The sequence below is a fragment of the Cognatilysobacter bugurensis genome (assembly GCF_014652095.1).
Lineage (GTDB): Bacteria > Pseudomonadota > Gammaproteobacteria > Xanthomonadales > Xanthomonadaceae > Cognatilysobacter > Cognatilysobacter bugurensis.
Map to the genome: position 1 here is coordinate 425480 of NZ_BMYD01000003.1, position 15377 is coordinate 440856.

Here is a 15377-nt window from a genome sequence, read left to right on the forward strand (position 1 = left end):
AGGGCGGCCGGGCGCTCATGGGCCCGGGCCCGAACCCCAAACCGAATTAAAAGAGGCTTGCAAATGCGATTTTCCGTCCTGGCTGTCTCGCTCCTTGTCCTGACCGCCGCCTGCGGCAAGCAGGCCGAGCCCGAAGCGCAGCCGGCTGCTGCCGACGCGAAGCCGGCCGCCCCGGCCGCGGCGCAAGAACTGGTCGTCTACACCTCGCGCAACGAGCAGCTGGTCAAGCCGCTGTTCGATCAATACACGAAGGAGACCGGCACCAAGGTCACCTACCTGACGGACAAGGCGCCCCCGCTGATGGAGCGCCTGCGCGCCGAAGGCGATCGCACGCAGGCCGATGTGCTGATCACGGTCGACGCGGGCAATCTCTGGCAGGCCGCCAATCTGGGCCTGCTGCAGCCGATCGACTCGCCGACGCTGCAGGCCAACGTCCCGGCGAATCTGCGCGATCCGGAAAACCGTTGGGTGGGCCTGTCGGTCCGGGCGCGCACGATCGTGCACGATCCGAAGGCGGTCCCGGCGACGCAGCTGTCGACCTATGAGGACCTGGCTGACCCGAAGTGGCGCGGCAAGCTGTGCATGCGCACGAGCAAGTCCGAGTACAACCAGAGCCTCGTCGCGACGATGATCGCGACGCTCGGGCCGGAGCGCACCGAGCAGGTGGTGAAGGGCTGGGTCGAGAACCTGGCCGCGCCGCCGTTCGCGAACGACGTGGCGGTGATCGAGGCGATCGAGGCCGGGCGCTGCAGCGTCGGCATCGTGAACAGCTACTACCTCGGTCGTCAGCAGCGCGACAAGCCGGAGCTCGCGGTCAAGCCGTTCTGGCCGAACCAGGGCGACCGCGGCGTGCACGTCAACGTGTCGGGCGCCGGCGTGACCAAGCATTCGGACAACCCCGAGGCGGCGCGCGCGTTCATCGAGTGGCTCTCGTCCGAGAAGGCGCAGGCGCTGTACGCGAACGAAAACATGGAATATCCCGCCAACCCGAAGATCGAGGCCGCGCCGCTCGTCGAAGGTTGGGGCGACTATAAGGCCGACGTGATCAACGTGTCCGAAGCCGGCCGCCTGCAGGCCGAGGCGGTCAAGCTGATGGACCGTGCCGGCTACCGCTGATCCCGCTCCCGGACTGACGCGATTCACGGTGCCCGGCCCCGGCCGGGCACCGTGGTTGTGGCTCGCTGTCGCGCTGTCGCTGCCGAGCCTGGTGCCGCTGCTGTCGGCGTTTGCCGCACTCGCCCGGCCCGATCCGGCCACGCTCGACCACCTGCTCACGCACGTGCTGCCGCTCGTGGGCCGCAACACGGCTTGGTTGTTGCTGGGCGTGGGCGTTGCGAGCGCGGCGCTTGGAACGGTGCTCGCCGCGCTCGTGGCCCTGTGCGATTTCCCGGGGCGGCGTGTATTTGCGTGGTTGCTGGTGCTCCCGCTCGTCTTTCCGGGCTATGTGCTGGCGACGGTGTTCATCGAGCTGTTCGACTATGCAGGTCCCGTCGGCACGCTGCTGCGGGAACTGGGCGCGCCCGAGCTGCCGTTCCGCTCGCGTGCGGGGCTGATCGCGGTGCTGACATGCGCGCTGTATCCGTACGTGTATCTCGTCGCCCGCGAGGCGTTCGCAAGCCAGGGCAGTCGTGCGCTCGAGGTCGCGCGTTCGCTCGGCATGAGCCCGTTGCGCGCATTCGTTTCGACGAGCCTGCCGCTGGCGCGGCCCTGGGTCGCCGGCGGCACGCTGCTGGTGCTCATGGAAACGCTTGCGGATTTTGGCACCGTCGCGGCATTCAACTACGACACGTTTACCACCGCGATCTACAAGGCGTGGTTTGCGCTTTTTTCCCCTGACACCGCACTGCAGATCGCAGCAGTCATGCTCGTGTTCGTGATCGCGCTGGTCGTGATCGAGGCCGCGCTCCGTCGGCGGCAATCATTCGCGACGGTCGGCCATGTCGAATCGACCCGGCTGCGACTCGGTCGCTATGCCTGGCTTGCGAGCGGGCTGTGCGCACTGGTGGTGACAATCGCCTTTGCGGTTCCGGCCGCACGCCTGCTCTGGAATGCGGTACGCCACCTCGCTGAGCTGGATGCGCGCTACGTGGAATCAGTGACCAATGCGCTGGGCCTGGCCACGGTTGCCGCCGCGCTGACCGCCGCCGCCGCGTTCGTCATCGCGATGGCCGCGCGTAACCGGCCCGGACTGGCAAGCACCGCGGTCACGCGCCTGGCCACGCTCGGCTACGGCCTGCCGGGCGCACTGCTCGCGGTTGGGCTTTATGTTCCAGTGGCGCGGTTTTCGACCTGGCTCGCGAACGAAACCGGCATGGATGCGATGTGGCAGGGCGGCCTTGCGCTGCTGCTGGTCGGCTACGGCATCCGCTTCCTGGCCGTGGCGCACGCGCCGGTGGCCGGTGGCCTGCTGCGGATCCGCCCGGGCCTCGTCGATGCGAGCCGCAGCCTGGGCGTGACCGGTCCGCGGCAGTTGCGCCACGTCCAGTGGCCGCTGCTGCGCGGCAGTTTCGCAGCGGCGGGCCTGCTCGTGTTCGTCGACGTGATGAAGGAGATGCCGATCACGCTGATGATGCGGCCGTTTGGCTGGGACACGCTCGCCACGCGCGTGTTCGAACTGACCAACGAAGGCGAGTGGGCGCGCGCTGCGCTGCCGTCGCTCGCGATCGTGCTGGCGGGCCTGGTCCCGGTGATGCTGTTGACGCGTCGGAGGCAGGATGCGCCTTGAGGTCGATCGCGCGGCGGTGGGCTACGGCGGGCGCATCGTGCTCGACGATGTGTCTTTCGGCTTGGAGCCCGGGCAGATCGGTTGCCTGCTCGGCCCGTCGGGCAGCGGCAAGACGACACTGCTGCGCGCGATCGCCGGCTTCGAGCCGCTCGCGCGCGGCGCGATCCTGGCCGAAGGCATGGCGTTGTCGAGGCCCGGCACCCACCTGCCGCCGGAGCAGCGGCGGATCGGCATGGTGTTCCAGGATCACGCACTGCTGCCGCACCTCACCGCGCGCGAGAACGTCCGGCTCGGACTGTTCCGCAGCCCGGCACGGCAAGCGCACGCGCGCGCGACGGAGATGCTCGCGCTCGTGGGGCTGGCCGACGAGGCGGACCGCTATCCACACCGGCTCTCCGGTGGGCAGCAGCAGCGCATCGCGCTGGCCCGCGCGCTCGCGCCCGAGCCGCGCATGCTGCTGTTCGACGAGCCGTTCGCGAGCCTGGACCCCGAGCTGCGCGACCGGCTTGCCCGCGACGTGCGCGCCGCGCTCAAGCGCACCGGCACCACCGCGTTGCTGGTCACGCATTCGCAGAGCGAGGCGTTCGCGATGGCCGACGTGATCGGCCTCGTCGGCGAGGGGCGCCTGCAGCAGTGGGGCGATGTCTCGGCGCTGTACGACAGCCCGGCCTCGCGCTTCGTGGCGGGCTTCGTGGGCGAGGGCACGCTGCTGCCCGGCACGATCATCGCGAACGGGCGCGTGCGCTGCGCGGTCGGCGAGACAACGTTCAAAGGCGGCGCGTGGCCGGTGGGCACCGCAGTCGAGGTGCTGGTGCGACCGGAGAACGTGCGCGTCATGTCCGGCGGAACCTGCACCGCGCAGGTGATCGAACGCCGGTTCCGCGGCGAGTCCTTCCTGTGCGTGCTGCGCCTGGCTGACGGGCAGGAGCTTAAAGCGCTGCTGCATCGCTCCAGCGCGCCTGCCGAGGGCGCGTCGGTTGCGATCGCACTTGAAGGTCCGCTCGTGGCATTCGCCTGACGCGAATAAGTCGGGGTATCGATGCGCTCCGGCACATCCAAGCGACGATGCGGAGCGGCGATAAACGCACCAACATTTTGTAGTCGCGAACGTTCCTAGCGCGGTTACGCGACGCCCGAGCGCGGAGCTGCGGTCTACAGGAGCGTCGGATCGTCAGGCGGCTCGCGCTGCTCGGCATGCTTGCCGAGGATCTTCATCAGCGACTTTGCGTTGCGCTGGCCCTGATCGCCGTAGTTGTTGTTGAAGATGACCTGCGCCGGCGCTTCGACCGCAATCTTGCGGATCTTCTTGCCGAGGTCCTTCAGCTCCTTGTCGGTGTAGTCGTAATTGAACCGCTCGCTTGCCGCCTTGGCGTCCTTCGCGTCCCAGGTTTCATGGTTTCGACCGTGCAGTCGCACGATCACGAGCTCGGGTGACGCGACGGCCCACACCTGCGGAATGTTGTGGCCCTTTTTGGTCTGCGGCTCGTCGACGGTCACGTGCGCGACGCCCAGGTCACGTTCCATCGCAAGCGTCTCCTCGTCCTTTTCCTTCGATCCGTACCAGGCCTTGTTCCGGAACTCGAACGCGAGCAGGTAGTCGCCGAGACGCCCGACGCACTCCTCCAGGTGCCGCTTCCAGTCGGGCGAAGGCGTCACCCACGGCGCGAATTGGAAATGCACCGCAGTGAGCTTGCCGCCGGCCCGCAGAGGGCGGATGCCGCGCTCGTAGCGCTTCCACAGCTCGTCGCGCAGGCTGTCAGGAACATCCGTGTAGTAGATGTTCCTCTTCTCGGCGAAATGGGGCGCAAGCTCCTCGGCGATGTCCTTGGGCAGCGCGCTCGCGGGCGTCTGGTGGCCGGTGAGCAGGCGGAAGGCCTTGATGTTGAACGTGAAGTCGTCCGGCGTGCGCTCGATCCAAAGATCGGAGTTCTTCGAGCTCGGCAGCGCGTAATAGCTGGAGTCGACCTCCACGACCGGGAAGTTCGCCGCGTAGAAGCGCAGCCGCTCCTCGGCGCTGTTGACCCCCTTGGGGTAGAACAGGCCCGACTTGATCAGGCTCGGGTCGGTCCAGCTCGCGGTGCCGATGCGGATCTTCTCCATGCGGGCAGGGTAGCGACGCCGTGCCAAGGCGGCGCGAGGGCCGGCGGGCCTATTGGCTCGAGCGCACTTCGACCCCATCTCTGCACGTCCTCAACCAGGAGCGCGCCCGTGCCGATCGACCCCGAGCTTTTCGAGAAAGGCGTGACGGACGCCCGCGCCGGCATTCGGCGCACCGCACGGGTTCTGGACGGCGCGCCGCCGGATTACGCCGCCGGCTACCTCGCCGCCACGCCGCTCGATGGCGTCGCGGCGGTGGACGTTCGGACCGACAAGCCCGACCGCTTGGTCGAGCGCCTGTACGCCGTCGCCGTCCGGCTCGAAGTGCCGGCGCCGGTGCCGTTCGTGACCCGCGCAACGGTCGCGCTGCTCGGCCCGGCCGCGGAAGCCCGCGCCCGCCGCCGCGCCCGTGCGTTGTTCGATACGGAGCTTCGGCAGGACGAGCGCGATGGCGCGGGCCCGGAGCAGGCAACGGCGGCCTGAGCGTCGGGCCGGCGGAGCGGGGGTGTTCACTCGTCCGGGCCAGCGCGATCGGCTGATGCGAACGCGTCAGCGATTCGGGCCGTGTTCTTCGCCGTGCAGTCTCGCGACTACGGAACTCTCGATCCGCGCCGCGCTCGTGCGGCGGTCGATCGCAGCGTGGCTGCCATCGATCGGGCGGACAGTCGGCGTCGGGTGCAACTGAGGTTTGCATCAGGCCGATGTCCGTTGCCGACCCGAAGCGCATATTTCCGGACTGCATGAGCGGCCTGATGGATAGCGAGAGCCCGCGACCACTGGCTACCAAGCTGAACCAGAGACGCGTCCACGCGCTTCAGCAGTTTGTAAAGAAAACGTGTAGCGCGACGGTAAACTAGATGGGTTACGGCGATCAGGCGCGTCCATGTTGGGTTCTGTTTTTCTTGGGGTCGCGCTTGCGGTCGGCGCCACGGCGGCTACGGGCACCGATCCGGCCGACGCATTGCTCGGACTGAGCCTGGAACAGTTGGGTCAGGTCGAGGTGACGGCGACCTCACGGCGTGCCTCGCGTCTGGCCGATACCCCGGCGTCGATCTACGTGATCCATGGCGAGCAGATCCGTGCGTTCGGTATCCGCACGCTGCCGGAGGCGCTGCGGCTCGCGCCCAACTTGCACGTTGCGCAGATCAACGCTGCCGGTTACGCGGTCACCGCACGCGGCATGAAGACGTCGCTCAGCAACAAGATGCTGGTGCTGGTCGACGGCCGGCCGATCTACACCCCGTTGTTTGCGGGCGTGCTGTGGGACATGCAGGACGTCGCGATCGCCGACATCGACCGAATCGAGGTGGTCAGCGGTCCGGGCGCGGCCGCATGGGGCGCGAACGCGGTCAATGGTGTGATCAACATTGTCACCCGGCCCGTCCGCGAATCGCTCGGTGGCTATGTCGCGGGCTGGGCGGGTGACGAGGGGCGCGGGATCGAAGCCGGGCATACCGTGCGCGCGGGTGCTGAAGGTGCAGTGCGCCTGTACGGCAAGCGCCGCGAAATGGATGCGACGTCAACGGCTTCAGGACAGCCGATCGCGGACACCTGGGCACAGGACCAGGCGGGCTTCCGCGGTGACTGGGCAGCCGGCGATTCCGAGCTCAGGGTGCAGGGCGATGTTTTTCGCGCCCGCGCCGCTGAGCGTGCGTTCGGTGCGCTGCGGGCGGAAGGCCATAACCTGACGGTGCGCTGGACGCATCGGACGGCGCCCGAGGCACAGTGGCTGGTGCAGGGCTACGTCGATCAGGTCCACCGCACGGATCCGCTCGTGATCGACGACCGGATGCGCATCGCTTCGCTCGAAGCGGTTCGTACCCTGCAGACGGGGGCGCATCGCCTGACCTGGGGCGCGGGCTACCGCCACGCGCGCGATGAGAGCAGCCGGGGGCTACTGGCGAGGCTGCAACCGGATCGACGTGATCTTGCATGGGCGCATCTGTTCGTCCAGGACGAGATCGCACTGACGCCGCGCCTGGTGACTCAGCTCGGCGTCCGGCTGGATTCCAACGTCTACACCGGCGTCGAAGTACTGCCGACGCTGCGCCTGGCATACACGTCGGATGCAGGCAGCCTCATGTGGGCGGCGGCATCGAGAGCGGTGCGGTCTCCATCCCGGTTCGACCGTGATTTCTTCTTCCCGGCGACCGAGCCGTATTTCATTCGGGGCGGCCCGGACTTCCGCTCAGAAACGGCGCAGGTGGTCGAGCTCGGGTACCGGGCGCAGCCGTTCGACTGGCTGTCGGTCTCGTTTGCGGGTTTCCATCACTGGTATGACTACCTCCGTGGCGGCCGTCCCGCGCCCGAAGGCGGGGTCAACGTCTCCAATGGCGCCACAGCACGCACATGGGGCGGCGAGGCGTGGGCGACGGCCCGCATCACCAGCACTTGGGAAGTGGCGGCCGGAGTGCTGGAGCTCCGCCAGCATCGTCAGTATCGCCCCGGCTTCAGCGGCGCAGCCACGCTGACCGACCAGGGCAACGATCCGGAGCATCAGGCGATTCTCCGCATGACGCGGCGCATGGGCGCGCACCACCAGCTTTCGGCGTTCGCACGCCATGTGAGCGCGCTGCCCGCACCGCGCGTGCCCGGTTATGTGCAGCTCGACGCCCGCTGGAGCTATCGGCCGACGGACGGCTTCGAACTCGGCGTCGGCGCGCGCAACCTGCTCGACGAGCAGCATGCGGAAATCGAGCCCGCCAACGGCTTGGCGCAGAGCGTCTTCGGCCGCTCTGCGTTCGTCGACGTTCGGATGGACTGGTGACATCCAGCACGCCCGTGCAACCCACTTCCGGCGCCATGCGCTGGGTGCAGCGCGCTGCGTGGACGTTGCTGATCGTCGTGTCCGCATGGCCAGGCGCGCGCCGAGCTTATGGCGCCACCGAGGACGAAATGCGTGTCCACGCGGCATACGTCATGAACTTCGTACGCTATTCACGCTGGCCCCAGGCGGGCGACGGGCCGCTCGTCATTTCAGTGCTCGGCACCGCGCAGAACGTGAGCGCGCTGCGTGACCTTGCGACGCGGGCAGGTGCGATCAACGGCAGGCGCCTGAGCGTCCGGTTGCTGCCTCTGGCATCGATTCCCCCGAGCGAGCCGGCGGCTGTGCGTGCACTCCAGCAGGCAGCCGCGGCCTCCGACGTGCTTTACGTCGGCAGCAGTCACCGTGCCTGGTCGCGCACGGCCGCCACAGCGATGGCGGGTCGCCCGGTGCTCACCGTTGGGCCTGGTCAGGACTTCGTCTCGTCGGGGGGCATGTTCGGCATGTATCTCGACGGAGGGCACGTGCGGTTCGCAGTCAACGCGCCGGCCGTCAGGGCCTCGTCGCTGGACATCAGCGCCCGCCTTTTGACGCTCGCGCGTCCCGCGACTGGCCCCTGACATGCGGAACCCCCTGCGGCGCCTGAGGACGCTCGCGGCGAAAGCCACGTGGATCATTGCCATCGTGAGCGGCGTCGCCGTTGCGGTCGTCTCCGGGTGGGCGGGAGTGCGCAACTACCGCCATCTGCAGCAGCAGAGCGCTGCCACGGTCGCTTCGCAGGCTGAGATCGTGGCGACGTATTCCAGTGCCGCGTTTGCCTTCGGCGACCGTGAGCTCGCACGCGAGACCCTGGAGGCGCTGCGCGCGGTCCAAGGCCTCCAGCGGGCCTACCTGATCGACCGTCACGGCGGGCTGCTTGCGGCCTTCGACCCGAGTGGTGAACCGGCGCCGCTGCCGAAAAATTACCGCGCAGGCCGCTGGTCGGTACCCGGCGGCTTTGTGCTCGTCATGCCAGTTCACGACCGGGCTGGACTGCACGGCCGCCTGCAAATTGAGGTGCGCGACACTGCGCTGCGGCGTGAAGCGCTGATGGGCGCGCTGCAGACCGCGCTGTTATCGCTCTTGGCGATGCTGTTTGCGGTATGGATCGGCCGACGGCTGCAGCCGCTGCTCACGGAGCCGATCGTGCGGCTCGAACGTGCGGCTCAGCATGTGCGGGATACCGGAGATTACTCCACCCGCGTGCCCGTGCAGGACGACGACGAGCTCGGGCGCCTGAGCGCAGCGTTCAACGAAATGCTGCGGCACATCGAACGGCAGCAGGAAGCGCTGCTTGCGGCGCAGCTCCGCGCCGAGGAGTCGAAAGAGCAACTCGAACTGGCCACCGAGGCAGCGGACATCGGCCTGTGGGACGTGGATCTGGTTGCCAACACGCTGTTCTGGCCACCACGGGTCAAGGCGATGTTCGGCATCGCCGCTGAGCGTCCGGTCACCATGGACGATTTCTACCAAGGGCTGCATCCAGAAGACCGCGAGAGCGTGACCGCTGCGTTCGCGAGCGCGGCCGACCCCGTGCGGCGTGCGGTCTACGACGTCGACTACCGCACCGTCGGCCGGGATGACGGTGTCATCCGCTGGGTCGCGGCGAAGGGACGCGCGGTGTTCGATGCGAATGGCCGATGCGTCCGGGTCATCGGTACGGCAATCGACGTCACCACACGCAAGGCGAACGAGCGCGCCCTGCGCGAGAGCGAGGAGCGCCTGCGCGACGCCGACCGTCGAAAGGATGAGTTTTTGGCGATGCTCGCGCATGAACTGCGGAACCCGCTTGCGCCGATTGCCACGGCGAGTGCGTTACTCGAGCATCTCTCCCACGACCCGGGCAAGGTCCGGAGCGCCAGTCAGGTGATCGGTCGCCAGGTCCGGCATATGTCGTCGCTGGTGGATGACCTGCTCGATGTTTCGCGCGTCACACGCGGACTGATCGACATCGAACGAGCGAACGTCGAGCTGAGAGACGTCGTGCACGCCGCGCTCGAACAGGCCCGCCCGCTAATGGACACCCGCGGGCACACCCTGACGGTCGACACGCCACACTCGGAAGTGTGGGTTGCGGGCGACCGCACGCGCCTGATTCAGTCGGTCGCGAACCTGTTGAACAATGCAGCGAAGTACACGCCTGCCGGCGGCAAGGTCGCGATCGCGCTCCGCCCTGAGCAGATGTCAGCAACGATCTCCGTTGAAGACTCCGGCATTGGCATGAACAGCGCGCTGCTTCCCCGCGTGTTCGATCTATTCGTGCAGGGCGAGCGGACACCGGACCGTTCACAGGGTGGGCTCGGCATTGGTCTCGCACTTGTCCATGCGCTTGTCACCCGCCATGGCGGGACGATCGTCGCAAGCAGCGCTGGCCTGGGCCAGGGCAGCTGTTTCGCGATGACGTTGCCGACCATCGTGCCCCGGACCGGGACTCCACACCCAATGCCGGCCCTTGCACTGAACCAACTGCAGCGGCGCGTATTGGTTGTCGATGACAATGTCGATGCAGCCGACTCGCTCGTTCAATGGCTGTCGGTGATGGGTCACGACGTCCATGTCGCGTACGACGGTGCCCACGCGTTGGCGCTCGCCACTGGCCAGACGTTCGACATGTACATCCTGGACATTGGCCTGCCCGACATGACCGGCATCGAGCTGCTGAGCCAGCTGCGCCTGAATACCGCTACCGATGACGCATTGTTCGTTGCGGCCACGGGTTACGGACAGGCCGAAGACCGAGCCGCGACGATGGCTGCGGGCTTTCACCACCACTTGGTCAAGCCGCTCGATCCGAGTGTGTTGGCAGTAATCATCGAGCAGTTCGGCGGCGCCGCGGTCGTCGCCCCATGACGCCGAATAGGTAGCCCAGCTGGTGCTCCCGTCCGGCCTACAGGCGAGTCGTCCATGTCGGCTATTGGCCGGAAGCGGACTCGCCGAGACGCAGACACTGCAGAGCAGGGCATGGTTCCGCTTCTTACCCGAAGCGGACAGGCGGCGCCCCGGGGCCGTGCCCTAGTCGACCGGCGTGGCGCTCTCCATGATGTCGACCAGCAGGCCATGCAGGTCGTCGCGGTGCCCCGTCCTGGCCGAGGCGCTGCTGTCGTCCGACGTCATCGCCACCACCAGGTCCAGCGCCGGCACCACGTAGAGCATCTGCCCGCCGTAACCCCAGGCGTAGCGCACTTGCTGACCGCCGAGCTCGCGAAGGAACCAGCCGTAGCCATAGCCATCGCCGGTATAGCGCGACGCGGTGCGCGGCTGCCAGGATTGCTCGATCCAGGATTCGCTGAGCAGTCGTGTGCCGTCGCGGGCGACGCCACCGCTGCGGTACAGCTCGCCGAACGCCAGCAGCGAACGGGTGCTCATGGCCATGTTGTTGCCGCCTAGGTGCACGCCCTGCGGGTCGCGGTCCCACGCCGTGACCGCAAATCCTTCCTGGGGACCCAACCACTCGCGGGCCAGTGCCAGCGTGCTGCGCCCACTCGCACGCGCCAGCATGGCCGAGAGCAGGTGGCTGGTGCCGGTGGAATACACCATCGCACCGCCGGGCTCGGCAACGAACGGGCGCGACAGCGAGTCGCGCACCCAGTTCGGGCTGCTGACCCAGCGACCATAGTTCACGCCCGACGTCGACTCGAGTCCAGCCTGCATCGAAAGCAGATGGCTCACGGTGATCTTGCGCAGGCGCGGGTCCGGGTTGGCGGGCAGGTCCCGCTCAAGCACCTCCGCCACGCGCTGCTCCGTGCCTTGCAGTACGCCCTTGTCGATGGCGATGCCCGCTAGCGCTGAGAGCACGGTCTTCGACGCCGACTTGATGTTGGTGGGGCTGTCCACCGTGCTGCCGCGAAAGCCGCGGGTGCCCACGATGCGCCCGCCTTGGGAGACCGCCACCGCTTTGAGCTGCACGATGGAACTGGCACCCGCCAGTACCGCCTCTAGTTCGGGGCCTGGCTGCACCCTCCTGCCGGAGGTCGTTTCGGGCGCGGCCGTGACCTGTCGCGCGATCGTCTCGCCGACACGTTCCGTATGCATCGTGGTGTCCGCGGCTGGCTGCCGGGCGCAGGCAGGCAGCACGGCGAGCAATGAGATCAGCAAGCCCGCGGTTTTCAGTGGCGTCATGTGCGGGGCACTCGCGTCGAAGGCACGGGTAATCGGTGGCGCAGGTCGCATGGATATGGCCCGTGTATGCACGCACCGCTGCGAAGCAATGCGCGGTCTCGGAGATGACCGCAGGCAGTTCGGTCGAAGACGCAGATATCCGCGACAGGGAAGCGTACGAAAGGCTGCGTTAGCGGTCCGTCGAGCGATCGGGAGTGCTGGATCTGCGCCTCCCCGACATGCGAGAGCTCTGCCGGGTAGTTGTGATCGACCGAACTCTGCTTGCCGCTGCACTTGCAGCGGATCCCCAAGGCAGCGGGGCAGGAAAGATATCCGCTACCCGACCCGAAGCGGATCTGCACTGACCTCTGGCACGTGCCAGCTCCGCTGGGGTCGCTAGGCTGCGGCAGGGTCACGGCAGTGCCGGTCCCAAGGAACAGGATGTGAAGAATTTCCCTCGTTTGACCACGCTCGCACTGGTGTCGGCGCTCTCCACGTCCACCTGGGCCGCGGAACCCGCTGTGGAGGATTTCGGCGCTTATGCCGAGTCGCTGCTCGGACAGGCGTACCCCGCTGATGGCCCGGGTGCGGCTGTGCTCGTCGTGAAGGGCGACAAGGTCTTGTTCCGCGGCGCACGCGGAGAGGCGAATGTCGAGGCGGATGTGCCACTCACAGCGGACTCCACGTTCCAGATCGCGTCGGTGACCAAGCAGTTCGCGGCCGCCGCATTGCTGACGCTCGCCGACGAAGGCAAGGTCGCGCTGGGCGATCCCCTTTCGAAGTACCTGCCGGACTATCCGGGCGGCGACGCGATTACGATCGAGCAGTTGCTCGACCACACCTCAGGCATCAAGAACTTCACCGCCATCGAAGGCGCGATGGAGGGCGCCGTCAGCCGCGAGCTCACGACGCAACAGCTGGTCGATTACTTCAAGCACCACACGCCCGACTTCCAGCCCGGCGCCGGTTGGAAGTACAACAATTCCGGCTATGTGCTCGTCGGCGCCGTAATCGAGGCAGTGACGCACAAGCCGTGGCACGCGTACGTGGAAGACGCGCTGCTTGATCCGCATGGCCTCGATGACACGGGGTACGCGGCCGATGCGACGATCGCCCCGGCTGTGGTTGCCGGATACACGCATGTGGACGGCAGACCGGTCGCGCCCTCTGTCCAATTCCACCTGACGCAGGCCCATGCCGCGGGCGCACTGGCATCGACCGTCGATGACCTCGCGGACTGGAATCGCGCTCTGCACAGCGGCCGCGTGCTGAAGCCCACGACCTACAACCGGATGGTTACGCCGACCGGCCGCGGCAAGGAAGGCGACTACGGGTTCGGCATTGGCCGTGGTTCTGTTCGCGGTCAGGAGGTGCTTGAGCACAGCGGGCGCATGTACGGCTACATGTCGCGACTGCTGTACCTGCCTGATTCGCAGACGACGGTGGTCGTCTTGCACAACAGCGACAGCCCCGGCGACCGAGGCCACCCTGACACGGTTGCGCGCCGTCTTGCTGCTGCGGCGATCGGTAAGCCTTACCCGCTGGTCGTGCCGGTCGAGCTCGGCTCGGATGCGCTCCGCGTCTACGAAGGGGTCTATCGCGTCGATGATGAATCGACCAGGACGCTTCGGGTGGTAGACGGCGTGCTGACCGCACAGCGCAGCGGAAGCGAGCCGTTGCCGCTGATTCCCGTGGGGAGCGACACGTTCTACTACCAGGGCAGCTTTACCTACTTCACGCTCGAGCGGGACGAGGCCGGTGCGCTTGTCGCGATGCGGTTCTTCGCGGATGGCGAAGGAGTGGGCGATCTCGCGCCGCGGGTAGACAAGCCGGCTGGAACTCAGCGCTTGTAGCTTCTGCACGGTCGCCAATCTGTGCTCCGGATCGCTGCAGCTGTACTCCGTCCGCTTCTGGCCGGCAGCGGGCGTCGGACAGGCAGGTGCCGTAGAGGCGTGCTTCCAGCCCGAGGCGGCGAGTGCGCCATGTCTCGTACCTAGAGATGTCGTCCCGGAGCATCGCCCTCAAGCAGCGATGCGGGCGCCGCGTCCCGTACGCGACCCGACTGAAGGAGACGCCGGTCGAACAATTCATGGGTCGCCCTCGCGCCACTGCTCATCCTCACTCTCTTCTCGGGTCGAGCCACGGCTGCGCCTCTCCCCGAGCCGATTCCGGAAAGTTATGCGCGCGCCGCCCAACAGGTGCTCCTTCGCGACGGTCGCAGGCTTAACCTGAGGTGTTCAGGGCAAGACAACCGGACAGTCCTGTTCGAAGCAGGAACGCATGCGGTTTCATCCACTTGGTATCGCGTCCTTCCCATCCTGCAGGGCAAGGCACGGTTATGCGCCTACGACCGGGCGGGCTATGGTTTCAGCGACGAAGGCCCGTGCCGCGCGATGTCGATGCTAGCGTGAGGAATCTGCACGAGATGATCCGGGCGCAGCTGTCGCGACCGCCAGTCGTTATGGTTGGACATTCGTTGTGCGCCAACATTGTCCGACGGTACACCTTTCGCAAAACCACCAGGTCGAACGGACTCGTGCCTCAATGGAGTAGGGCTCAGCGGAGCAGGCTCAGCACGCCCTGGGTCGCCTGGTTGGCCTGCGCGAGCATCGCGGTGCCGGCCTGCGAGAGGATCTGCGTACGCGCCAGCTCGGCGGTTTCCTTCGCATAGTCGGCGTCGCGGATACGGCTGCGCGAAGCGGTCAGGTTCTCGGAGGTGGTGTTGAGGTTGCTGACCACCGAGGAGAAGCGGTTCTGCATCGCACCGAGGTCGGCGCGGGCACCGTTGACCGAGTTCAGCGCTGCGTCCATCGCGAGGATCGCGTTGTCGGCGCCGTTGATCGTCGAGATGTCCAGATTGGCGAAGCCCGTCTGCGCCGTGCCCGGAACGGTACCGGGCGCATCCGCCGTAGTTACGTTCGCCAGTCCGGTTTCCGCGGTGTTCGCACCCGAGATGGTGATGTCGGCAGTGGAGGCGGACCCCGAGTCGATCGTCAGCGTTTCGCTGCCCGGCGTGCTGCCGTCGTAGCTGGCGGTGATGCCGGCGGCGGCGAGGTTCGAATTCGCGTTGATGGCGGCGGCAATGTCCTCCAGACGCTGCGCCTTCAGGACCGTGTCGCTGCTCTGCTCGCCGAGGCGTCGGAAGCTGATCGTCTCGCCGTTGAGCGTGAACGACCCGGGGCCAAGGTCCACGCCGGTTGCGCCGTTGCCGTCGCCGTCGACGTTGTCGCCGTCCGAGACCGATGCGGTGATGGCACCGACGTTGACCACGCGTTGCGCGGTAAAGCCCTGGGTGGTCACCGAGGTCCAGCTGCCGAGCGCGGCGACGTTGGCATCGGCGATGCCCTCGACCGTGATCGTCTGGCCCTGGTTAGCGCCAACCTGGAACGCCTGCGACGTGAACGAACCGTCGAGCAGCTTGGTGCCGTTGAACGAGGTCTGGTTGGCAACGCGGTCGATTTCCGACTTCAGCTGCGTGACTTCCTTTTGCAGGGCGAGGCGATCGTCGGCCGAGTTCGTCGCGTTACGCGACTGCACGGCCAGCTCGCGGATGCGCTGCAGGTTGTTGGACACTTCACCCAGGGCGCCTTCGGCGGTCTGGGCCAGCGAGATGCCGTCGTTCGCGTTGCGGGCGGCCTGGTTGATGCCGCGGAT

Annotated in this window: 11 protein-coding genes; 8 read left to right on the forward strand and 3 right to left on the reverse strand. The window is 67.2% G+C overall.

The window, feature by feature from the left end; all coding sequences use genetic code 11:
- Positions 1-63 precede the first annotated feature (63 nt).
- Genes IE075_RS11425 through IE075_RS11435 form a run of 3 tightly spaced genes read left to right on the forward strand, consistent with a single transcriptional unit; the run spans position 64 to position 3743 of the window.
- Positions 64-1116, forward strand: coding sequence for an extracellular solute-binding protein (locus tag IE075_RS11425; RefSeq protein WP_189456617.1), 1053 nt, complete (start codon positions 64-66; stop codon positions 1114-1116).
- 28 nt (positions 1117-1144) lie between these two features.
- Positions 1145-2725: an ABC transporter permease gene (locus tag IE075_RS11430; protein WP_229792476.1), complete on the forward strand. Its 1581-nt coding sequence runs from the start codon at positions 1145-1147 to the stop codon at positions 2723-2725.
- Positions 2715-3743 (forward strand): ABC transporter ATP-binding protein, encoded by a 1029-nt coding sequence (locus IE075_RS11435; protein WP_189456620.1) that lies wholly within the window; start codon positions 2715-2717, stop codon positions 3741-3743. Before IE075_RS11430 ends, IE075_RS11435 begins: the two co-directional genes overlap by 11 nt.
- Positions 3744-3877: 134 nt before the next feature.
- On the opposite strand, the gene IE075_RS11440 is transcribed toward IE075_RS11435, so the two are convergent.
- Complete coding sequence (locus IE075_RS11440) at positions 3878-4825, reverse strand: DUF72 domain-containing protein (protein ID WP_189456622.1); 948 nt, start codon at positions 4823-4825, stop codon at positions 3878-3880.
- Between the two features lie 108 nt (positions 4826-4933).
- Between IE075_RS11440 and IE075_RS11445 the strand changes: the two genes are divergently transcribed.
- The 4 genes from IE075_RS11445 to IE075_RS11460 all read left to right on the forward strand — a co-directional run bounded on the left by IE075_RS11445 (position 4934) and on the right by IE075_RS11460 (position 10475).
- Positions 4934-5305 carry a hypothetical protein gene (locus tag IE075_RS11445; RefSeq protein WP_189456624.1) on the forward strand — a complete coding sequence of 124 codons (372 nt, stop codon included), beginning with the start codon at positions 4934-4936 and terminating at the stop codon, positions 5303-5305.
- A 400-nt stretch (positions 5306-5705) separates the two neighbouring features.
- Complete coding sequence (locus IE075_RS11450) at positions 5706-7589, forward strand: TOL_0244 family TonB-dependent receptor (RefSeq protein ID WP_189456626.1); 1884 nt, start codon at positions 5706-5708, stop codon at positions 7587-7589.
- Positions 7590-7624: 35 nt separating this feature from the next.
- Positions 7625-8206, forward strand: a complete 582-nt coding sequence (locus IE075_RS11455; RefSeq protein ID WP_189456628.1) for a YfiR family protein — start codon at positions 7625-7627, stop codon at positions 8204-8206.
- A gap of 64 nt (positions 8207-8270) precedes the next feature.
- Entirely contained in the window at positions 8271-10475 is a 2205-nt protein-coding gene (locus IE075_RS11460; protein WP_229792477.1) for an ATP-binding protein, read from the forward strand.
- A gap of 162 nt (positions 10476-10637) precedes the next feature.
- Here the strand turns inward: IE075_RS11460 and IE075_RS11465 are convergent, their stop codons facing one another.
- Complete coding sequence (locus IE075_RS11465; protein WP_229792478.1) at positions 10638-11744, reverse strand: serine hydrolase domain-containing protein; 1107 nt, start codon at positions 11742-11744, stop codon at positions 10638-10640.
- A gap of 422 nt (positions 11745-12166) precedes the next feature.
- On the opposite strand from IE075_RS11465, the gene IE075_RS11470 reads away from it, so the two are divergent.
- Positions 12167-13576, forward strand: a complete 1410-nt coding sequence (locus IE075_RS11470) for a serine hydrolase domain-containing protein (RefSeq protein ID WP_189456631.1) — start codon at positions 12167-12169, stop codon at positions 13574-13576.
- 703 nt (positions 13577-14279) lie between these two features.
- On the opposite strand, the gene IE075_RS15855 is transcribed toward IE075_RS11470, so the two are convergent.
- A partial coding sequence (locus IE075_RS15855; protein WP_189456633.1) for a flagellin N-terminal helical domain-containing protein occupies positions 14280-15377 on the reverse strand: 1098 nt, incomplete at its 5' end.

What these genes read in the sequence shown, in the direction of transcription:
- IE075_RS11440 (WP_189456622.1), bottom strand. Translation starts at nt 4,825, where the DNA reads ATGGAGAAGATCCGCATCGGCACCGCGAGCTGGACCGACCCGAGCCTG.
- IE075_RS11450 (WP_189456626.1), top strand. Translation starts at nt 5,706, where the DNA reads ATGTTGGGTTCTGTTTTTCTTGGGGTCGCGCTTGCGGTCGGCGCCACG.
- IE075_RS11425 (WP_189456617.1), top strand. Translation starts at nt 64, where the DNA reads ATGCGATTTTCCGTCCTGGCTGTCTCGCTCCTTGTCCTGACCGCCGCC.
- IE075_RS11465 (WP_229792478.1), bottom strand. Translation starts at nt 11,744, where the DNA reads ATGACGCCACTGAAAACCGCGGGCTTGCTGATCTCATTGCTCGCCGTG.
- IE075_RS11455 (WP_189456628.1), top strand. Translation starts at nt 7,625, where the DNA reads ATGCGCTGGGTGCAGCGCGCTGCGTGGACGTTGCTGATCGTCGTGTCC.
- IE075_RS11435 (WP_189456620.1), top strand. Translation starts at nt 2,715, where the DNA reads ATGCGCCTTGAGGTCGATCGCGCGGCGGTGGGCTACGGCGGGCGCATC.